We start from the raw sequence: 20,093 nt of genomic DNA on the forward strand, positions 1-20,093 counted from the left end.
GTTCCTATTTTATTTAGTTAAATTCACCATCTACACGGTTTGTAGGAATCGGTGTAGTAGCAGTTGGCGTTGTACCCGATTGAAATTGCGCGGTGCATGTCTGTGCGACCGATGCATCACAATCATAATTGCTGCCCTGTACCAGCGAATTGACATTGGTCCAGCCTGTTATCGCGCCGGATGTGTTGTAATTGGGGCGCCACTTAACCGTACTTTGTTTGACTTCTGCTTTAAATGCCACTAAACTTGTGGCGATTAATACGGCTACGACCCCGTATTTGTTAACGCTTTTGATTTGTGTGATGATTTTCTTAATCATGACAGTAGTGTTGTGTTCCCGCTCTTTGATTTAGAGAACAGGCCCGATTTAGTGATTTGACCCCTTGAAGCCGCGATCATTTCACATTCAATTTTCTATTTCCTATGCAGGGCTGGCTCTTTTCCCTGCCATTGCGGTTCAGGCACTGTTTGAGAAGAGTTGTTTTTTGTTTTTAAAGTGAAACCATGATATTTTTTTATTCCAATTGTATTCAATAGTAAAGGCTATCAGGGAAAGGGCTATGAAGAAAATGTTGAAAATCAGTTGAGTCAAGTAAGATGCTCCATCTCCCAGAATACCGCCGCAAGAACAGGGTGTCCGGCTAAAAACATCATTTGTCGCCAGGATAATATACACACTAAAAGCAACTAATAGAGATAACGAAGCCCACAATGCTTTTTTTCTGGTTGCAGGTAATAACAGGCAAACTACCAGCAGAATTTCCAACGCAGGAATAACCCATGTTAGCATTTCAGCCAGAGCTACAGGAAATACCTGATTTAGCATTTCAACCCGTGCCTTGGAATAATCTGCTACTTTAACGGCGGCAGCATACCCAAACATTACAGCTATAGATCCGGTAATGATCTTCAATGACTTTTCCTTTTTCATATGTTCCCAGCTTATTTTGTAATTAATTTAATTGGGCTTGGTAGCGAGCGAAAGTTTGAAAGGTATTCTAAATCAAAGTCTCTTCACTTGTATGTCTATCTCTACCAATAGTATATAACAAATATCGTTTCATGCGCTTATACAAAAGATACAGGTTTCAGATAAATTACCTGAAACCTGTATCTTTTGTATCGTACTTTTTCGAAGAAAACACTTAGCTACTTTTTCGGATTTCCTGGGGAGTTTTGCCGAAATACTTTTTAAATACACGTGTAAAGTAAGGCGGATAATGGTAACCGATCTTATGGGAAATCTCCTTGATGGTTAAGGAGCTTTCCTGCAATAATTTCCAGCCAAATGCCATCCGTAATTCATCGATGTAGGCATGGACTGTGCTCTTAACTACTTTTGAAAAAATGCGCACAAGTGTCCACTCGGGAATTTCAAATCGGTTCGCCAATTGGGTAAGATTATCAATGTAGGGATCTGTATAATTAGAATCCAGGTATGCCCTGATCTCAAGCGCCTTCTCTTGTGGGGTTTTACCTTTTAAATGCGTTGTAAAATCCAAGGCTTCGTGATAAAGATCAAAAAGCCGGATAGTCAAAGTAACAACTTTTGAACGCAGCCCTTTAGTAGATTTTGCGCTTAGCGCAAATAACTGGCGTAAAGTTTTGAGCACAGTATCATCTATGATGCAGCGTTGTAAATGGCTGTAGTCCCCTCTGCCACTTTCAATGTTGTTGACAAAATCCCGAAATTTAGGATAGTCATCTATACCTTTCCTGAACCATTCCAGCCGCGGCGTAATACAAAGCACCAGATGCGATCCCTTGGGAACCTTAAATTTATACGTGCCCGCCGTATTATGGGTAGCATAATAAGTGCCTTTAGTGGCTTCATAAATCAGCTGGTCATCTTGATCCGAGAACTGTATATGCCCGTTAAGATCAAAAAAGAGGAACATGGCGGGGTATTGCACCTCAAACATTCCCGAAAGCTCATCGGTGACGTCGAACTGGATCAATTCAAGAAAGATCAGAAAATTACTGTAAAACTGCGAAAGCACAGTGCCTTCGGGAATGGTATAGAGCTCTGCCTCTGCATAGCCTAAGGTATATTCAGCATTCTCAGGTCTGTGCCCCGTAACATTGACGGGATTCGGTTCAGGTTCGCCAAAAAGAAATTTAATTGGTCTGTCCATGGGTCGCATTCCTTTAGTTCATCAGCACATATATCTAAATTGACGGCGGTTTAGTTGCAAATCTGCTCGGTTAAAAAACGGTATCATGAAATGCATAGAGCCAAATCTTATATCCAAATAGCTCTTCCTACAGCTTCAATTTATCATACAAGACAAATTACTTCCATCACTCAATTCTGGTATTTCATGTCTACCTCACTGAGGGTTGCGCAGCTAACCCTCTTTTTCGTTATGTTATGAAAGTCTATCAAAAGTTTCTCTATTTACACTGATTCTCTTGCCAGCCCCTCGATCATAAACCACATCACTTTCTGCTTCGCGCCCATATTAACAATTCTTTGATCTTTTTATCAGTCGTTTCAAAAATCACAGCTTGAACACAGCTTAAACTTTGGACTAAGTTTAAAAAAGCGCTCCATGACCTCAATCTGGACATAAAAGGACTGATCTGAAATACGTTCCAAGGCTATCCTAATTAGCTTTTAACCATATTAAACCAATAACCCAATTTCCTCTGCAAATCTATTTTACGATTAACTTCAGTCTTGAAATAAATCCGCTGCACATGCGTATCCACCGTACGCTTGCCGATAAACAGATTTTCCGCAATCTGTTCATAGGTCAATCCCTGGCAATGTAATTCAGCCACCTCAGCCTCCCTTTTGCTGAGCCGGTTTTTGAGACAAGTTTCCGTAAAGTCGGCTTTTTGCTTATCATCCAGCACATTCATCGCCAGCTGACGCTCTTTTTCCATCCGCTCCATTCTTCCCGAACGGATCATAAACAAAGTTGTAATGATTAAAAACCCCATATTGGTCGATAACACTTCAATCCACTGCGCCACATGCAGATAGGAAAACACAGTCATCAGCCCCCATGGAAACACCGCCCAGTAGCCAGCCAACATCTCTCCCTTACGGGAAGGATACAAGGATTGGTCGTTACATTTGAACTGCAACTGCATTGATCTCAAAATGGCCCACAGCAATACAGGCACATACAAAAAGGGAATAATCATCCCGTAGTCAATGACAAACTCCAGGTCTCCAGTGAGCGGATAAACCACACCAAAAAAAATCAAGTAAGGCAAAAGTAGAAAAGCGGGCACTCCATAAACAGCATGCCAACGCAAACCTTCCAGATGGTAAGCCTTATAAAAATAGAAAGGAAAATAACTGGCCATCAGAAAACCGGAGCCGTAGGCAATGATATTCTGTACGGTGACAGGAATCCCCTTAATTTGTGGATCAGGGAACAGCCCACCAGTCAGGTTATAAATGATCAACAGCGACAGGAGTACGAAATACAGGAGCCTGCTTTTATCTTTTGGCCATGCATAATAATACCAAAGTACAAACGGAAGCATCATCAGTTCCAGCAATACAATAACAAGGGTCAGCATATGCAGCTCAGTACCTGGGATCAGCATAGAAAAAATAGGTTAATAATAGGTAAGTGGTTTGAAAGTATCAGCTACGTTTCAAAAAAAGCAGCGAATAACTCAGCTCAGTTTGGTGAAATACTTGAAAGCCAAACTTTTGATAAAACGAAATGTTGCGTGCAACAGAAGTTTCCAGGTAAACCGGTAAATCCTGTGCATCCATTTTGGAAAGCAGTGCAGCCATCAAACCGGAACCGATACCCTTTCCCTGTACGGCAGGGTCTACACCGATAAACCACAGGTAACAAAACGGACCCTTTGGATGCTGATTTTCGATCAGCTTCTCACGGTGAAGCACTTTTTTCAGACGAGCAAAACCAATGACCCCAAACAACAACTTGATGTCCAGCCACACCGCAGATAATGAAAACTGCTTTAGATGCCGATAAAACAAAAGCGCACAGGCAGATCCTTCTTCGTTAACAACAACTTCTCCAAACTCATAACAGACATCAAAGGCATATTCCATCAGCCGCCGTATCCGAGTGTTCCGTCCAGAGCTTGACCCCACCAAAAATCCTACACTCAAATTGTCTATAAAAGAGAGCCGAAGGAGTTCCACAATCCTCTCTTTATCTGATCGCTTAGCTTTTCTCATCATTCATTAAAATTAATTAAACGAAAGTTGCTTATTTACATCGCTATGAATCTGTGATCACCTCTTTCTGATTCAGCGTTTTAATTTCTGCAGCCTTCCAAAACAGATCGATAATCTGTCCAATGGCCACAATCAAATCCTCTCTGTCGCTTTCATTATTAATATCTACTCCGCATACTGTGCTCTTGTTTGTTTTCGCATGCCAAACTATACCATATATTCCAAACAGCATCAGTGCAAGGATCGGGCGAAACTTTAATCCAGAGTTCAAAAAATGAGGATCTGTCATTGCCGCAATCCTTGCGCCCTCTACTTCCCGCTCTTCGGAAATTTCCCTGAGTAAGGGATTAACTTCAGAAACCTGCCAGTGAATTATGGTTTGCATAATTGGATCACTAGAAAAAATCTTAAATTGGTTCTGGAAAATTGTAGTGATAAATTCTTGAAGACCCTGTTCAAGAATTGCATCAGAATTTTGAAACTGCTCAAATACGGGCATCCAAAAATCTATGCTTTTAATATAGGTCTTCACCAGGTTATTATAGGTAGTAAAATAGTGATAGATCATTTTTTTGCTCACACCTGCCCGAGCCTCTATCTTATTAACCCCTAGTCCAGCCCAGCCGTTTTCCTTCAAGATATCGCCAACCGCATCCAGCAACCTTTTCATGGTCACCTCTCTTGGATACTTTGCATATGGGCCACGTTTTTTTTTTCTTACATCGCTTTTCTCCATACTAAACTTCTCCCCCTTTTCTAATAGGCAACTCCCGGGCCAAGTCATTAAAAACATTCAACACCCTGTCTATCTGCTGCGTCGTATGAGTTGCCATTAAACTCATGCGTATTCTGGTATCCTTTTTCGACACAGCCGGGTACATGATCGGATTGGCATACACACCTGCACGCAACAGTTTTCCAGAAACTTCGGCCGTTAAGGCCATATCCCCAATCTTTACAGGGATAATCGCCGATTGCGTATTGCCGATATCCAAGCCAATACTTTTCAGGCCAGAAGTAAAATGATTTACATTTTCCCAAAGGAGATCTTTCCATTCTGGCTCTTCATCAATTAAATCAATCGCTTTTAGTATCCCCATGGATGCCGGTGTAGCAGTAACAGAAAATAAATGCTGGCGACTTTGAAACTTGAAAAATCGAATGAGTTCAGGTGACGCGACTACGTAGCCACCTAAATGGCCGAATGTCTTGCTGAAAGTACCCGTTATGATATCCACATCTTGATAGAGTCCATTCGGCTCAATCACACCACGTCCCGTCTCTCCAATCACACCAACACCATGTGCATCATCCATAATTACGTATCCATCATAGCGGTGCACTAAGTTAACTAGTTCATTAAGTCTTGCCAAGTCCCCATCCTGAGAATACACACCATCTACCACCACAAACCGTGTCCTGTATCTATCTTTGGCGTCTTTTAAAATAAGCTCCAAATGCTCCAGATCATTATGTCGAAAAGTTTTTTGATTCTTGCCTTTGCAACCCTCAAACATGCTGGCGTGGATCTTCATGTCCGTAACTACCAGATCTTCCTTTCCGATTAAAGCCATTAAGCTCGAAGAATTGGCCGTATAACCTGTCGTATATATTATCGCTGCGTCGCGTTGAAAGAATGCCGCGATCTTTTCTTCCAGCTCGCGATGGAAAGTGAAATGACCACCGATGGCAGGAGAAGCACCCGTTCCTGTACCTAAATACTGAATCCCAAATATCGCAGCTTTCTTCACAAGTGGATGCTGAGAGAATCCAAGGTAATCATTGGAAACCAAACTAATGTATTTGCCAACACCTCCCAGAGCCGGTATGTTCAACTCAATTTCAGGGCCGCCAGCCGAACTGGTCTCGAATCGATAATTCAAACGCCCCTCATCTTCCAAGAAATTAAGATACTGGTTGAAATACACCGCCCGCTGGTATGCATCTAAACCTGCAGGGTCTTCAAAATCCTTAAAGGATGCCTTTTTAAAGTCTAAATTCATATTTACTCTTATAAGTTGTTGCTAAAGTAAAGTATGAGTTTCCTATTAGTGGTGCATAAATCCACTTTTTTCAATAAACTAAATAAAAGCAGCATCTAACAACACCCAGAGAGCGATCATTACACTAAAATTGCCCTAATATGACTTTACAATCACCGAAAAGATCATTATCTGAAAAAAAATATAGAAAATATTATATTTAAATGTTTTATTTACTAAATACACCTGTATTCTCTTCAAATTTCCCCATAAAACCAAAACAATAGCCGCCATTGCGCCCATTCAATAGCCTTAATTGAATCGAACTTACCCAATATTTTATTTAGTAGCTCCAATCTAGGTTATTAGCACTTTACAGGTGGTTTTCCACCAAATGTTTTCCTATAATATTAATGATAAGACAGTCGTGAAAGTGGTTTATACAAACTTATATACTCTTGAAGAAGAAGGAAATCGATCGGAAAAGATCGAAAAAAAGTTGAGCAGTCCCAAATATTTAATCGACCGCATCAATACTACGCATCTATTTCAGTTTTAAATCAGACCATACTGGCTTATAACGATAGGCTTTTTTTCTCAGCTATTATAGACTTCTTACGAACTGCCCTTTTTTCTGGCTTGTTCAAATGACCTTCTTTTTCAGCAGTGTTCACACTTGCTACTTTATTTGCAATTGCAGAGGGAACCGCCTTTATATATTCATCTTCTATGAGCTCATAAATATCCGCTTTGATCTTCTTGTAGTTCTGCTGAATTTCTTCATCGGTAACTTCTCTAATCTTTGGCAGTGGTTGATACTGCTCTTCTTCTGCTTTGATAGCTTTATGATCATTAATAACTTCTGCATGAAACATTTTCAATTCAATTTTCTGGTCGGGATTATCCGCCACCATGCCTACAAATTGTCCGGATGATAGTGATGCAATCTTACTGGCGGGAATTGCACTATCCAATTGGGTAGATTTACTTAGCGAGGTATCATTACTGTTTATGCTTAGGCTCTGCCTATCCTGGACAATCTTGCCGAAGGACTCTGAAAGCTTTTTTGCACTATCTCCAGTAACCTGTCCACTGATGATGTTTCCGGATATTCCAGCGATTATATTTGCCTGTTCCGCGCCGTATTCTTTTTTCACCTGCTCTATACTTTGAATTCCAATGGTACAACTGACCAAATTACTTCTGGCTGTAGTAATTGTTGGTACCAGATCAGCGAATAGTGTCGGGTATTCATCAAAAATTAGGCTGCACTTGAGTTTATCCTTCTGGTTCACTAGTTTTAAAATCCGGCTGACATAAAGAGACAGTACTGCGCCATAAGTCTGTAATTTCTGCGGATTATTGCCCAGACAAACTATTTTTGGCGCATCGGGATTATTGATGTCCAAACTGAAATCATTCCCACTCAAAACATAATACAGTTTTGGCGAAACCAGCCTTGCCATACTAATTTTTGCACTTCCTATCTGTCCTTCCAATTGCCCCCACTCCTCTTTTTCCCATGCTGAAATAAATGGATTGATTAAAGCGTTTATTTCCGGCTCTTCATTTAGCACGGTAAAAAGACGTTTGTAATCCACCATCATCAATTCAATAGTATGTGGTAATGTACAATATTTCCCGTCCTTATATTTGCGCAGATACCAGATCAGCGCGGTTACAAAGCTAATGGCAGATTCCACAAAAAAATCTCCCTGCTTTTTAATCCATTCACGGTTTAATCCCAGCATCATTGTCCTTGCCGATTCTGTTGCATCAGTAATGTCTGCCATGCCCCCAGGTTCCAGAGGATTACAGCGGTGCATAATATCATCGAGGCTAATTACCCAGAAAGAGGGTTTGACTTTAAAATTGCCACTGTACTTTAGTAGCTTGTTGTAAGCCATTGTAGTTAAATCGCTGTACTTGAAATCGTAGAGCAGCATGGAAAATCCCTTTTTTAAATGCTGCTCTATCACGTGCCGGATATAAAAATAGGTTTTGCCAGAACCAGCTGAACCTGAGAGCAAAGTACTTCTAAAGGGATTGATTACATTGATCCATCCATTCCTAAGTTTTCCTTTGAGCCAGTACCTGGTGGGCAGGTTGATGCTGTATTCATTTTCCAACAGCCTTTCTTCCTGCGGGAAGGTTTCATTGTCCTTGTTGAAGGGATCGCCACTTAAATTGACCTGCAATAAACGCGACAGCAAATTCCCCCCGGACAACATCAGCAGGTAACCAAAGCTGGTGGCTCCCATGTACAACAGGGCAACGGTCTCAGCGTTAGCCTGCAGTGCTAAAAAGAAATGGCTGATCCCATACAGCAATAAGCCTGTGATGATATAGGTGATGATGGTTTGCTTCCTGATTTTTTCATCCTTTTTGCCTTTGGCACCTATAAGGGAAATCACTAGCAAAAGTATGGCAGCCGATTTAGAAAACAACACGGTTTTAAATACGGCGAGCGAGCTGATTATTTCTAAGATGTGATCGGTGAGTGTTGCAGTTAAAGCCCAATTTTGAAAGGCACGATAACAAAAAATATAAAAATGTAGACTAAGTATAACCAGGCTTAGTAATCTTGTAAAGTCGGCGATCTTGCGCAAGGCCTGTATGTTTTCTCCTGTTTGCATATTCAATGGAATTAAATTCTTATTTTTTTTCTTTTCTTTTTCCTGGCTGGCTGTCCGGATTGATCATACTGCTCTTTTAGCAGGAAGTCTAGTAACCCCGGCCCAAGGTGAGCGGATTGAATAGACTCCAAGTCCAGCGCCTTGCTGTTAATTGGTTTGGTTGGCGTTTGCATGTTTTGAGTTGACAGGGGTAAAGCATTACTTGCTTTTTGTGCAGTATCTTTTGTATTCAGAGTACTCAATATGCCCTTGGCGCTGTACGCTTTGCCAAGATCACTGCCATTGAAGACTGTTTTGTTTTTGTGATCTACGTATGTGATCCCAAAGGGCTGCCCATTCACACCAATCCTGAAAATTGCAGCCACACCCTGTACTTTTAATGCCGCGCGGAAAGCAGTCTGATCCGCTGGTTTTATTGAAAGCACTTGATCTATTGTCCGTTTCAAGAGAAGTTTAAACTGCAAACGGTGCTGCTCGTGTTTTGCGAACTGCTTTTCCAGCCAGGGTAACATTGGTTTGGTATAGAGCGAGCTCGATTTGATGGGGACGCCAACTTTGTTGCCGCTTTCATCCAAAAGGCTATACATCAATCCTTTTTTCTGAAACATTTGGCTTTCCTCACGCCCCCGATCAGCACACACATTAAACTGTTTTAACACTGCGTTCAGTTCGGCGAGTGAGGTGAATGTATAGGAAGCAATGACTGCATTTACAGTATTACTAATGGCTCGTTTGGTAGGCAGCTTTCCATAAATTACCTTCTCTATATCAATAGATTTTATGCTAGGTTCTGGCTTGTGCTTTTTTCCCTGCGCTTTGACCAGTCTAAAGTCCTCTTCAATCTCCTTCCTTGCTTTTTCTGATTGATTAGCTCCAATGTTATGCAGGTCTATCCGGTTTCCGTCCGCCTTGATATTGGTAGTCACGACATGGATATGATCGTGGCCTGCGTCATTGTGCCGGTAGGCAATAAATGGCTGGTCACCAAAACCAATCTTGTCCATGTAGGTCAATGCAATTCGCTGCAGGGTTTCATTCGACAGTTTTTCGCTGGCGTCAAAATTTAAGGAAATGTGCAGGGTATTGGTCCTGACCTTTGGTTTAAGCATCAGCAGATTTTGAAACCGGTGCATTTTCTGGTGGAAATTCATCCGCTCTATGTCTCCCGCAAATCCACTGGCAAGGATTAATTCGGCCTTTCCTTCCAGCACTTTATTTTCATTATACCGCAGTGCGCCACGCAAACTTTTTCCGGTTATGATCTTGGCAACCATCTCTCTGCTAAACTATTAATCATAACCAATAGTGTGTCTGTTTTGCCATCAACCTTTTCATAAAGCCGGACCACCTTGCTTACCTGCAAAAGTTGCATATTTTCTCTTTTATCACTGTGAAATGCTTTAGTGATCTGGTTAATGTTTATTCCTATTGCCCGTAGCTCCTTACGGATTACAGCTAGCTCTTCCATTGTCGAATTAAGAGTCATATCCTTATAGAACAAGGTGATTTTTTCTTTGCTAAGAATTTTTCTGGCAGCTTCACCGATGGTCTGACAGTCACTGCTTTTACTGATCTTTTCCAACCTTTTGTAAGCGGCATCAGTTAACCTAATCCTTAACACGCGGGTTAGTATATTTTCGGGGTGAGCTGATTTATTTCTAGGCATATTTTGATCTTTTTGTCTGTCTTGAAGGGGCAAGTTCCGCAGCCCCTTCCTTTCCTGCGGTAGCGGGCAAAGAGGTTTCCGTAGACGGAAATACATCTTTGCTGGACTCAAGCGAGACCGAATTTATCCTAGGCTTCGGCTTGGAAATCCTGTTGATTGTATTCATAATATTGATTTGCTTTATTGAGTCAACAAGCGGTTGTGGTAGACGTTGTTCTCCTCTTGGTATTGCCGTTGTTCTTGTTCCATCGGGAGGAAGGAACGAAGCAACTGTCGGATTTTCTTTCGTGCCGGAACGATCTTTCTTCTTGGCAATTTCTGCCTATGGGTTAGCTTATCGGCTGTGTTTTCAGCAGTGGTTTTCAATCTGTGTTTCATGGCAATTATTTATATTGCCAAAGATTAAGACTGAAATTTTTAGGATTTCCCACCATGGGAAAGATGGGGGAAAATTAAAGCCATGATGCATTTGAAGCTCTACTTCTTAAAGAACTGAATCGGTTAAGTGAACTCACCGCGATTTTGAAGAAAGACTATATATACTAGCAGTTTGTGTAATTATAAATCTGTAAAGTAACAATAGCATTTTTCGACTAAGATGTGAATTTTATAGGTATTTTGCTTTTTTAGATAGCGTGTCCCGCCAGTTATCTTGCAACCAAACTTGAACTCATTATCATTATTCCACCGTTTTTTGATAGAAATTGAGATGAGTATTTGATAAACAGTTATAGAACTATTGTGTCTTTTCTAGCAGGCCAGCGATGAAGTAAAGTCTACAGTTGTTTCCTTTCAACCATCAAGAAAAAGGAAGAATACAAGTTATCCTATGAGAGATTTTTGGCTATATTGTAATCACCTACATTTATTGAAATGAAAAACGACAAAACATCACAAAACTACACGTTAAACAGACGTAATTTTGTTACTGGAATTATCCCGGTGATAGCTGGCGCAACAATACCATCCTGGGCTTCGGCGAAGGAGATTCAACAAACCAGAGAAGACAATGACTTTCCAGGACTTATTACGCGAGAGAAAAAGCCATTAAATATGGAGTTTCCATTTCCTACGTTAAAAAACAGGATTACTCCAAATAACCAGTTCTTCATCAGGAGTCATTTTAATATTCCCAATATTGATGCTACAAATTGGGAATTAGAGATTGGCGGCAACACCAATCATGTCATAAAGATCAATCTGAGCGAACTTAAAAAGCTTCCTGCAAAAAAGGTAATGGCTACTATAGAATGTGCCGGAAACGGACGTGCTAACCTCGCCCCAAAAGTGAAGGGTTTAGGATGGGAACAAGGTGGGATCAGCAATGCTGAATGGACAGGAGTACCTTTATCCGTATTGTTAAAGAAGGCTGGCATAAAGGTGGGTACGGTAGACATTATTTTGGAAGGGAATGATGAGGGGATGATTACAGAAGAGCCGAAATCACCAGGAAAAATCAAATTCGCCCGAAGCATTCCGTTAAATATAGCAATGCAGGATCACATCATCATCGCCTATGAAATGAATGGAAAACCATTGAGTGCTGAACATGGTTTCCCGGCAAGGGCAATTATTCCAGGATGGTATGGTATGGCATCTGTGAAATGGCTGATGAAAATTACTGCATCTGAAAAGCCGTTTGATGGCTATTGGCAGACGATTGAATATGCTTACTGGAAGCGTGTTGAAGGACTACCTACCTTGACGCCCGTAACCACTACATTGGTTAAGTCTGAAATATCAAGGCCGGTATTGTTTGAAGCGGTGCCGGCTGGAAAACCTTATCAAGTAAGGGGTGCAGGATGGTCAGGTGATAGTAACCTATCGAAAGTAGAAATAAGCACGGATAAAGGAAATTCATGGCAACCAGCAAAATTAATTGGTCCTGCTATCCCTTTCGCCTGGCAGCTATTTGAATTTGAATGGGTGGTTCCTGCTAAGACTGGAAGATATAGTTTAATGGCTAGAGCGACAGATCAAAATGGCAAAACGCAACCCATGGAGCATGATTTAGACAGAAGAACTTACATGGTTAATTTTATCTCGCCAATTGATGTAGATGTAATATAGCTCAATAAGAACAAATTTCAGGATCTTGCGGTTATCGCATAAGGCTTGTTTGGCATAAACAGTTTATCACAATTAATATTCTACATCAAACCATGATCAGATTCACGTCTATACTTCTACTATTTGCTAGTTTCTCTGCACGAGCACAACATGAACACATGCAAATGGCAACTAAAAAAAATGTCTTCCTTGGGCAAATGGCTCATATGATGATGAAGATGGATGAAATATCAGCTACCACATCTGCAGACAGAGATTTCATACAAATGATGATCCCACATCACCAGGGTGCTATTGATATGGCAGAAGAAGAGATTAAGACCGGAAAAAATAAAGAAATGATTCAGCTAGCTAAAAGTATCAAAGCTGAGCAACAAACCCAGATTCAGCAAATGCGACTCCTGCTCAGCCATCCTGAAGGATTTATCGCTACAGGCAACCAACATCAAAACGCCAACCAGAAGATGATGAAAGTGATGATGGAACAAATGCCTGAAGAAAAACAATTGTCTGATACTGATCTGTCCTTTGCAAGGATAATGCTTCCTCACCATCAGGCTGCCATCGACATGGCTAAAGTTGAGTTGCGGTATGGAAAAAATAAAAATGTAAAAAGACTGGCCGAGAATATTATCTCAGATGAACAGATAGAAATCCAACAAATGAAGACATTTACAAACTCCCATTAACATATGAAAAAGATATCCTTGTTTACGCTATTAATATTCAGTTTTGCCCTACAATCAAAAGCACAATCAATCTATGCCCAAGACAGGGTTTATACAGGCAATCAGATATCTAATACGGTTTCTGTCTTAGATCCCTCAACACAAACGCTATTAGGAAATATTGTTCTTGGTAAACCCCAACCTGATATCTTAAGTCCTCTATATAAGGGACAGGCCCTGGTTCATGGCCTGGGTTATTCCCCTAAAAGGCAATTACTAGCAGCGGTTTCCATTGGATCAAATTCAGTAACCTTTATTTCAACAGCAAAAAATAAAGTTTTAAAAACTGTTTATATCGGACGTTCACCGCATGAGGCAACCTTTAACCCTTCAGGATCACAGGCATGGATATCGGTAAGAGGAGAATCGTATATCAGCGTAATTGATGCAAATAAACTGATTGAAATCAAGCAAATTCCAGTAGCCGACGGCCCGGGAATGGTTGCTTTTACTCCAGATGGAAAATGGGCTTATATTTGTTCCAGCTTTACTGCAGAAGTGGATGTAGTGAATGCAACTTCTTATGCTATTGTAAAGCGTATTCCAGTAGTTAGTCCATTTTCTCCAAATATATTCTGTAGTCCTGATGGGAAATGGATTGCATTGACACATAAGGATGTAGGGAAGATCACTGTCATCAGCACGGAGACAAATACGATACATACAGTACTAAATACAGGTCCAATTACCAACCATGTCACTTTTACTTTAGTTAATGATTCACCTGTGATGCTGGCAACCATTGGCGGAGAAAACAGCTTAAAAGTATTTAGTGTTTCACAAGATTTCAAGCTTACTGATAGCGTTGCGACAGGATCATTGCCACATGGCGTCTGGACTTCGGCAGATGGTAAATTTGCATATGTCGGATTAGAAAATGATGACCAGGTACAAGTGGTTGATCTGGTAAAAATGGCCGTTGTAAAAACCATTGCTATTGGACAATGTCCGCAAGCATTGTTGTACGCCGCTAATGCCAGCCCTGCAAATGCCTCAAAAGAAAATTTAACCCCGCTTAATCTTGCAGACAAAAGTCAGGTGATTAAATTGATGAATAAGGATAATTCAATGTCATCAGGCATGCTAAACGTAAGAAGCGTAGGCTTGACTGATCTTGTCCAACAGGACTTTAAAAAACTCGAGCCAAATACTTCGTATACTTTAGCGTTAACCAACTCCTCAAATGATACGTTTAACGCAGATTATGTCATCAATTCTTTTAAGACCGATGAAAAAGGAGCTTTTAGCGGTCAATCCTCGGGGATAATTAAGAGTGTAGGAACAGGTGGCGCCGATTATAAACATGTGGTTCTTATTGATGATCTTTCAAAAAAGCTGGTGATGATCAGTAACTAATGTATTTTAAACCAAAGATATAACTGCCCATAATGCAGCACTTGAAATTACTATCCATAAAATTACGCCTTGTAACAGTGGCATTATCCCCACTGCTTTCAAGATAGTAAATGAGAGTCCGCTTCCTATCAGGAACAAGGTTAAAGTTAAGCCTGCTTTTGCTAATGCTACAAAGTAGGGCGCAAAAGGCTTAATAAAAGGTAAGTAGGTGTTGGCGATCATTGCCAGGATAAATAGCCCTATAAAATAGGGTATACTAACTTTGCTATTGTTGCTTTTGAACAGGAAAGATGTACCAAACGCTACGGGAACAATCCATAGTGCTCTGGCTAACTTAACAGTTGTGGCTATCTGTAGTGCTTGTTCACCATATTTACTGGCTGCCCCAACAACAGAACTGGTATCGTGAATAGCAATGGCACACCACATACCAAATTGTGACTGTGACAAGTTAAGCGCATGTCCGATAGCGGGGAAAAGAAATAAGGCCACCGAGTTGAGTATAAAAACAGTACCCATTGCAACGGAGATCTGTTTTTCTTCTGCGTTCATTACAGGCGACAATGCAGCAATAGCACTTCCACCACAGATCGCCGTTCCAGCTGATATCAAAAAAGATGTTTTACGTTCTATTTTAAATACTTTTCCCAGGATAAAACCAATGATAAGCACTCCGAAAATAGAAACTACGGTAAACAGTACGCCTTCTTTTCCTGCTTTCATTGCACTGAATACATTCATTCCAAATCCTAGCCCGACAACAGAAATTTTTAGCAGCAGGTTTGTGGCCTTGTGATTTAAATGCAGATAGGGATGTTCCATTAGTTGCGCCAATACTAATCCTAGCAATAAGGCTAAAGGAGGCGACATAAATGGAAAGAGGCACAGCAAAACTGCCAGGATGAAGATAATTTTACGGGTGTTTAAATTTAAGTTTAGCAGGTTACCCGCCTTTATTTTAGAAGAATTTGAATTGTCTTTGATTTGTGTCATAATTTTGATTGTCTTTATTTTCTAATTCAAAGATCCATAACTAATAAACCCCGATCAAATCATTAAAACTTATCTTCCATAACTTCATGTTATAGAAGATAAGTTTTTAGACATTATTTATTCCCAACCCCATTTTTTGAAAATGAGATGTCCTTTATCGGATTGCATAAACTTGATAAAATCCTCAGTTTCCGACTTATGCGTACCAGTGCTACCCCTCACTACAGGTGTACCTCTATAGACTGTTTGTGTAACAGGAATCCTAACCATTGAGGTGAGGTCTGGTAAACGGTTATGCCAGGAGCCAAATGTTATCCAGGCATCATATTGAGGATCATTTTTCCATGCAGCAATACCCAATGCCGAATTTGCAAATGTACCTGCTATACGCTGCTGTATGTTTGCAATCAGATCTTGTCGACCTGCCAAATCTTCCCAAAGCCCCATTTGCCCAGCCCCATTCACATCAAGAATTTTCACACCTGGTTTACAGAGATCGCCCAGATTTTTGATGTTTTTAGGATTGCCGGGCCGTACCAGGATCGCTGCCGCACGTTTATATAACTCTGTCCGAGAGTTCGCCACTATCATGTTTGGGTGGTCAGACATGAATTTTGAAAGCATGTATTCTGCTCCTCCAAAGAACAGATCTGCATGTTTCATTGCATCCGGCATCCATTCATTATCTGGCCCGGCAGTGACTTTAATTACGATATCATGCTGCTTTCCAAAAACCTTCGCACATTCATTGATCGGTCCGAGCGGCCCACCGGGACCATAGACATATAAAGTATCGTTTGGGATTTGTGCATTCCCAATGGTCACTACAGCAACGACTGACAATATGGTTAAAAATATATTTTTCATTGTGTTTATGTTTAAGGTAAATCAAAACCAAACTTTTTGTAGATGGCAGCAGCCTGCGGACTGATCAAAAAATCCATAAAATCTTTTGCAGCGGCCGGATGTGGCGCATCTTTTAACTGTCCCGCTATATATTGCGCATGGATATTCTCTTTTTCAGGAATTTCAATGAGCTCAACAGGATGGCCAATCATTTTCTGATAGTAGGCCTCAGTATACCATACTGGAGCGGCGTCACTTTCGTTGTATAGGATCCTCATTGGTGATTGGCGATGATGGATCATGGTAAGATAAGTAGTCTTATCTTTAACTTTATCTTCCATGATGGTAGATTTTAATGTTTCCCCTCCAGCTTTCACATAGGCTTCTTCAATACGTTTACCGATCCCTTCATTCTCTGGATTGGGCATACTGATCCTCAGCTCTTTATTTGCTAAATCTTTGAGTGACTTCAATGCCTTCGGATTTCCCTTTTGGACCATGATTGCCAACCTGTTTCTAGCATATAAAGTCGTTTTGCTAAACCATTCAGGGGTCATGTCTATCCGGTTCTTACCAGCTGTATAAACATCCGGCTTTAAGGTAATTCTCATGTTGCCCACCACAATGCTACCGGTTTTTATTTGTTGGGCTAAAATGCCTGGGGGAAGCGTTTCGGCAAATACCCGCTGATAATGTGGATATGACTTTTTAAAGGCTGCAATTAATTCGTCAATGCACATAAACTGGTTACCGGCAAAGAAAACCACCAGTTGGGGATCATTAATGTCTCCAAAAAGATCAGGCACATTGTCTACTCCAGGTACTGTGAACTGAACTTTACTTTCAGGTGGAGTATTCCAGGGCGGATCAAAGCGATGATCCTGGGCCTTAACATTTCCACAAAGCAATAAAAATGCAACTGTGGCTAAAAAGGTGTGATTTATATATTTCATGATTTTCTAATTATTTGGTTTAAGGATGTACAACTGCCCATCCCTGATATTGACGGATGATGATTTCACCATTGCCGCTGGGTACATAACTGATAAAATCAAATAAGGTATTTTTTTCGATTTTCCTTTCTCTGACGGTATTTTCACATTGTGCAAGAATTACTCCTCTGGATTGCAGTTCTAACAATGTTTTTTCAAAAGATCCGTTCTTCTGGTAAACAGCTACGCCATCTCCAAAGGCAATAAGTTCTGCATTGATTTTCCCTTTTAACCTGGGATCGTCGAGTGCATTTTTTAGGTTTCGAAGTGTTCCTGCAATCTTTTTCTCATCACCGTTATTGATTACATACAGTGCCTTATAATTTTTCAGGGTGGCTTTTGCCCCTGTAAAATTAGCAGGTGTAGCTTGGGCAAAAGTGGCCGAGGTTGCTGCGATCAGCAAAAATAATGTACAGATTAAGGTTATTTTTTTCATGATTTTAGATTTTGATGATTTATTTAGTTGTTAGTTTTACTTGTTTTTCGGAGGTTACAATTGGTGCAAATGGACCATACTTATGTTGATTTTCAGAAAATTTGTCGGCATATGGTCCGTATGGCGCATCAAAAGGTTTTTTTAACAAATCAGGGTAATCTTTTCCCTGATCTTTATGTGGTCTTGGCTGTGAGTTCACAAAAGCAGCGAGATCCCAGGCCTCCTCATCACTTAACTGCGCATCTCCATATCTGGCACCATATGGCATATTGTTCTTTACGAACCCCGCAAAGTTACTGAGTCTATACATCCCTGCGCCATCATTGTAGCTGTGTTTGCCCCATAATGGCGGATAAACATAAGTTAGTTTGTCTTCATCGAGTATTCCCTCACCATTTGCACCATGACAACTTTGACATTTACTGGTATATAAAATCGCTCCATGTTTGACATTCGCTGCCCTATCCAGGTATTTTAATTTTTCGGTTCCCGTTCCAAACACTTTCTCCCCTTTTTTTACACCTGTTCCAAGCCATTTCATATAAGCCAGCATTGCCTGTATCTCTTTACTAGATTCGTCTGGTACTTTGCCTGCAAGACTTCGATTGAAGCACTCTGCAATACGTGCCGATGCAGGTTCAACCTTTCCTGATCTGCCACTCATTTTAGGAAAACTGGAAATAAAACCAGCATAATTATTTCCGAACAGTTTGGTTCCACCCTCGAGGTGACAATTCTGACAATTCATACCATTTGTAATACGGGCTATGGATCCATTTGGCCCAAAATATTTGCTCGTATGTGCTATTAATTCTTTGCCATACCTGATCATCTGGCCGTACTTGGTGTCCGCCGGAATCGTATTTTCATCAGGCGCTTTCCAGGCATCAGCAGGTACAACCTGGCTTTTGACGTTAACAGCAGCTATACCGGTTTCCACATCCTGTTTGGTTTTTGCTGTCACTACATCTGGCTGCCCATTAAAAAATAAAGTGCAGATGAAAATGGTTCCACAAGCAACAAATAGAAACGCAATGATAGCCGTTGTCCTGGCTGTATATATAAGTGCTTGTCTGATTTCTTTTTCTGTTGATTCCTTATTCATAACCAATATTTTTCTGTTACAAATGTGCATTTATTCTACGCATCAGAAAAAGCATAAAAAGTTATTGATGATAACGTAAGGTTATGATGTCAGTACCCGTTGAAACAAATTGTTTGTATCTTAGGTTATCTACTAAAACCGTGTATGATAGATTTCCGTTTGCAAGTATTTTATGCTGTCGCTAAAAGGCTGAATTTTACAAAGGCCTCGGCAGAGTTATTTATCAGTCAGCCTGCTGTAACCAAACACATTAAAGAATTAGAGCAGGAGTTCAAAATGTCATTATTTGAACGCAGTGGAAACAAAAAAATCAGCCTCACCCCAGCCGGCGAATTATTGTTGCATTACGCAGAACAGATTTTTGGAACTTACCGGGAACTGGAATATGATATGAATCTACTTACTAAACAGCATAAAGGAATATTGAGGATTGGTGCCAGCAGTACTGTGGCACAATATATCATTCCACCTGTATTGGCACAGTTTCACAATAAGTTTAAGGATATACAAATTCAACTGGTTACCGGAAACACAGAAGATGTAGAGCAGCGTTTGATTGCTAAGGAAATAGATTTTGGAATCATTGAAGGCATCTCCCGGAACCCACAGATTAAATACGAACAATATCTAAAAGACGAGCTGGTGCTGGTGTGTTCTGGTCACAATTATGCCATGAAAAAGGAAATGATCAAACCGAATGAGTTGAAGGATTATGATTTATTACTTCGTGAACCTGGTTCTGGTACACTAGATGTTATTGCATATGCTTTAAAAGCACACCAGATAAAGGTGGGGGACTTAAATATAGAAATGCAGTTAGGTAGTACCGAAAGCATTAAATCCTATTTGATTCACAGCAAATGCCTGGCTTTTTTATCTATCCACTCCATATTGAAAGAGCTCAAGAATAATGAATGCCGCATCATAGATATCAAGGATATGGTTATCGAAAGGCCGTTTCATTTCATTCAGCTTCATGGTCAGCAGGACGCTCTGGCGGAACTATTTATGCGCTTCGCTAAAAGCTACAACTATAATGTATAGTGTTACCGAAATTTCGAGGCAATATCAGCCAGCTAAAGTGCTGCTGCTCTTTGTTTCTGAAGCTC

General features: G+C 40.6%; 20 protein-coding genes. 4 read left to right on the plus strand and 16 right to left on the minus strand.

What is annotated here, in order from left to right; translation table 11 throughout:
- Positions 1 to 13: 13 nt before the first annotated feature.
- From FN831_RS12665 to FN831_RS27705, 11 genes are all read right to left on the minus strand, one after another.
- Positions 14 to 319, minus strand: coding sequence for a hypothetical protein (locus tag FN831_RS12665; protein WP_142528584.1), 306 nt, complete (start codon positions 317 to 319; stop codon positions 14 to 16).
- Positions 320 to 457: 138 nt separating this feature from the next.
- A complete protein-coding gene (locus FN831_RS12670; RefSeq protein WP_142528585.1) occupies positions 458 to 931 on the minus strand; it encodes a MauE/DoxX family redox-associated membrane protein in 474 nt (157 codons plus the stop codon).
- Between the two features lie 214 nt (positions 932 to 1,145).
- Entirely contained in the window at positions 1,146 to 2,135 is a 990-nt protein-coding gene (locus FN831_RS12675; protein ID WP_185960466.1) for a helix-turn-helix transcriptional regulator, read from the minus strand.
- A gap of 475 nt (positions 2,136 to 2,610) precedes the next feature.
- Complete coding sequence (locus FN831_RS12680; RefSeq protein WP_221931337.1) at positions 2,611 to 3,504, minus strand: helix-turn-helix transcriptional regulator; 894 nt, start codon at positions 3,502 to 3,504, stop codon at positions 2,611 to 2,613.
- Positions 3,505 to 3,604: 100 nt separating this feature from the next.
- Positions 3,605 to 4,177: a GNAT family N-acetyltransferase gene (locus FN831_RS12685; RefSeq protein WP_142528588.1), complete on the minus strand. Its 573-nt coding sequence runs from the start codon at positions 4,175 to 4,177 to the stop codon at positions 3,605 to 3,607.
- A 40-nt stretch (positions 4,178 to 4,217) separates the two neighbouring features.
- The gene (locus FN831_RS12690) at positions 4,218 to 4,910 is read right to left on the minus strand and encodes a TetR/AcrR family transcriptional regulator (protein ID WP_185960467.1); all 693 of its coding nucleotides are present in this window, start codon (positions 4,908 to 4,910) and stop codon (positions 4,218 to 4,220) included.
- A gap of 1 nt (position 4,911) precedes the next feature.
- Positions 4,912 to 6,177, minus strand: coding sequence for an aminotransferase class I/II-fold pyridoxal phosphate-dependent enzyme (locus FN831_RS12695; RefSeq protein ID WP_142528590.1), 1,266 nt, complete (start codon positions 6,175 to 6,177; stop codon positions 4,912 to 4,914).
- Between the two features lie 554 nt (positions 6,178 to 6,731).
- Positions 6,732 to 8,792, minus strand: coding sequence for a conjugal transfer protein MobC (gene mobC, locus FN831_RS12700; protein WP_142528591.1), 2,061 nt, complete (start codon positions 8,790 to 8,792; stop codon positions 6,732 to 6,734).
- Positions 8,793 to 8,803: 11 nt separating this feature from the next.
- Entirely contained in the window at positions 8,804 to 10,066 is a 1,263-nt protein-coding gene (locus tag FN831_RS12705) for a relaxase/mobilization nuclease domain-containing protein (protein WP_142528592.1), read from the minus strand.
- A complete protein-coding gene (gene mobC, locus FN831_RS12710) occupies positions 10,048 to 10,458 on the minus strand; it encodes a plasmid mobilization relaxosome protein MobC (RefSeq protein WP_142528593.1) in 411 nt (136 codons plus the stop codon). The genes FN831_RS12705 and mobC (FN831_RS12710) overlap by 19 nt, the downstream gene beginning before the upstream one ends.
- A complete protein-coding gene (locus FN831_RS27705; protein ID WP_185960468.1) occupies positions 10,451 to 10,624 on the minus strand; it encodes a hypothetical protein in 174 nt (57 codons plus the stop codon). Before FN831_RS27705 ends, mobC (FN831_RS12710) begins: the two co-directional genes overlap by 8 nt.
- 707 nt (positions 10,625 to 11,331) lie before the next feature.
- Here FN831_RS27705 and FN831_RS12715 point away from each other — a divergent pair.
- The 3 genes from FN831_RS12715 to FN831_RS12725 all read left to right on the plus strand — a co-directional run bounded on the left by FN831_RS12715 (position 11,332) and on the right by FN831_RS12725 (position 14,612).
- Positions 11,332 to 12,528, plus strand: a complete 1,197-nt coding sequence (locus FN831_RS12715) for a sulfite oxidase (RefSeq protein WP_008245487.1) — start codon at positions 11,332 to 11,334, stop codon at positions 12,526 to 12,528.
- A 158-nt stretch (positions 12,529 to 12,686) separates the two neighbouring features.
- A complete protein-coding gene (locus FN831_RS12720; RefSeq protein WP_056095405.1) occupies positions 12,687 to 13,217 on the plus strand; it encodes a DUF305 domain-containing protein in 531 nt (176 codons plus the stop codon).
- A gap of 3 nt (positions 13,218 to 13,220) precedes the next feature.
- Positions 13,221 to 14,612 carry a beta-propeller fold lactonase family protein gene (locus tag FN831_RS12725; protein ID WP_056095402.1) on the plus strand — a complete coding sequence of 464 codons (1,392 nt, stop codon included), beginning with the start codon at positions 13,221 to 13,223 and terminating at the stop codon, positions 14,610 to 14,612.
- 6 nt (positions 14,613 to 14,618) lie between these two features.
- On the opposite strand, the gene FN831_RS12730 is transcribed toward FN831_RS12725, so the two are convergent.
- The 5 genes from FN831_RS12730 to FN831_RS12750 form a co-directional block, all read right to left on the minus strand.
- The gene (locus FN831_RS12730; RefSeq protein WP_008245480.1) at positions 14,619 to 15,605 is read right to left on the minus strand and encodes a YeiH family protein; all 987 of its coding nucleotides are present in this window, start codon (positions 15,603 to 15,605) and stop codon (positions 14,619 to 14,621) included.
- A 117-nt stretch (positions 15,606 to 15,722) separates the two neighbouring features.
- Positions 15,723 to 16,472, minus strand: a complete 750-nt coding sequence (locus FN831_RS12735; RefSeq protein ID WP_008245473.1) for a substrate-binding domain-containing protein — start codon at positions 16,470 to 16,472, stop codon at positions 15,723 to 15,725.
- A gap of 11 nt (positions 16,473 to 16,483) precedes the next feature.
- On the minus strand, positions 16,484 to 17,404 hold the full coding sequence (locus tag FN831_RS12740) for a molybdate ABC transporter substrate-binding protein (protein WP_056870676.1): 921 nt from the start codon (positions 17,402 to 17,404) through the stop codon (positions 16,484 to 16,486).
- 19 nt (positions 17,405 to 17,423) lie between these two features.
- Positions 17,424 to 17,879: a DsrE family protein gene (locus tag FN831_RS12745; protein WP_008245470.1), complete on the minus strand. Its 456-nt coding sequence runs from the start codon at positions 17,877 to 17,879 to the stop codon at positions 17,424 to 17,426.
- A 19-nt stretch (positions 17,880 to 17,898) separates the two neighbouring features.
- Complete coding sequence (locus FN831_RS12750; RefSeq protein WP_142528594.1) at positions 17,899 to 18,984, minus strand: c-type cytochrome; 1,086 nt, start codon at positions 18,982 to 18,984, stop codon at positions 17,899 to 17,901.
- Positions 18,985 to 19,128: 144 nt separating this feature from the next.
- Here FN831_RS12750 and FN831_RS12755 point away from each other — a divergent pair, with 144 nt between their 5' ends.
- Positions 19,129 to 20,028 (plus strand): LysR family transcriptional regulator, encoded by a 900-nt coding sequence (locus FN831_RS12755; RefSeq protein ID WP_056095397.1) that lies wholly within the window; start codon positions 19,129 to 19,131, stop codon positions 20,026 to 20,028.
- Positions 20,029 to 20,093 lie beyond the last annotated feature (65 nt).

It is taken from the genome of Pedobacter westerhofensis (genome assembly GCF_900182595.1).
GTDB lineage: Bacteria > Bacteroidota > Bacteroidia > Sphingobacteriales > Sphingobacteriaceae > Pedobacter > Pedobacter westerhofensis.

Excerpts from the sequence above, each read along its gene's own strand:
- FN831_RS12665 (WP_142528584.1), bottom strand. The coding sequence starts at position 319 with ATGATTAAGAAAATCATCACACAAATCAAAAGCGTTAACAAATACGGG.
- FN831_RS12670 (WP_142528585.1), bottom strand. The coding sequence starts at position 931 with ATGAAAAAGGAAAAGTCATTGAAGATCATTACCGGATCTATAGCTGTA.
- FN831_RS12675 (WP_185960466.1), bottom strand. The coding sequence starts at position 2,135 with ATGGACAGACCAATTAAATTTCTTTTTGGCGAACCTGAACCGAATCCC.
- FN831_RS12680 (WP_221931337.1), bottom strand. The coding sequence starts at position 3,504 with ATGATGCTTCCGTTTGTACTTTGGTATTATTATGCATGGCCAAAAGAT.
- FN831_RS12685 (WP_142528588.1), bottom strand. The coding sequence starts at position 4,177 with ATGATGAGAAAAGCTAAGCGATCAGATAAAGAGAGGATTGTGGAACTC.
- FN831_RS12690 (WP_185960467.1), bottom strand. The coding sequence starts at position 4,910 with ATGGAGAAAAGCGATGTAAGAAAAAAAAAACGTGGCCCATATGCAAAG.
- FN831_RS12695 (WP_142528590.1), bottom strand. The coding sequence starts at position 6,177 with ATGAATTTAGACTTTAAAAAGGCATCCTTTAAGGATTTTGAAGACCCT.
- mobC (WP_142528591.1), bottom strand. The coding sequence starts at position 8,792 with ATGCAAACAGGAGAAAACATACAGGCCTTGCGCAAGATCGCCGACTTT.
- FN831_RS12705 (WP_142528592.1), bottom strand. The coding sequence starts at position 10,066 with ATGGTTGCCAAGATCATAACCGGAAAAAGTTTGCGTGGCGCACTGCGG.
- mobC (WP_142528593.1), bottom strand. The coding sequence starts at position 10,458 with ATGCCTAGAAATAAATCAGCTCACCCCGAAAATATACTAACCCGCGTG.
- FN831_RS27705 (WP_185960468.1), bottom strand. The coding sequence starts at position 10,624 with ATGAATACAATCAACAGGATTTCCAAGCCGAAGCCTAGGATAAATTCG.
- FN831_RS12715 (WP_008245487.1), top strand. The coding sequence starts at position 11,332 with ATGAAAAACGACAAAACATCACAAAACTACACGTTAAACAGACGTAAT.
- FN831_RS12720 (WP_056095405.1), top strand. The coding sequence starts at position 12,687 with ATGCAAATGGCAACTAAAAAAAATGTCTTCCTTGGGCAAATGGCTCAT.
- FN831_RS12725 (WP_056095402.1), top strand. The coding sequence starts at position 13,221 with ATGAAAAAGATATCCTTGTTTACGCTATTAATATTCAGTTTTGCCCTA.
- FN831_RS12730 (WP_008245480.1), bottom strand. The coding sequence starts at position 15,605 with ATGACACAAATCAAAGACAATTCAAATTCTTCTAAAATAAAGGCGGGT.
- FN831_RS12735 (WP_008245473.1), bottom strand. The coding sequence starts at position 16,472 with ATGAAAAATATATTTTTAACCATATTGTCAGTCGTTGCTGTAGTGACC.
- FN831_RS12740 (WP_056870676.1), bottom strand. The coding sequence starts at position 17,404 with ATGAAATATATAAATCACACCTTTTTAGCCACAGTTGCATTTTTATTG.
- FN831_RS12745 (WP_008245470.1), bottom strand. The coding sequence starts at position 17,879 with ATGAAAAAAATAACCTTAATCTGTACATTATTTTTGCTGATCGCAGCA.
- FN831_RS12750 (WP_142528594.1), bottom strand. The coding sequence starts at position 18,984 with ATGAATAAGGAATCAACAGAAAAAGAAATCAGACAAGCACTTATATAT.
- FN831_RS12755 (WP_056095397.1), top strand. The coding sequence starts at position 19,129 with ATGATAGATTTCCGTTTGCAAGTATTTTATGCTGTCGCTAAAAGGCTG.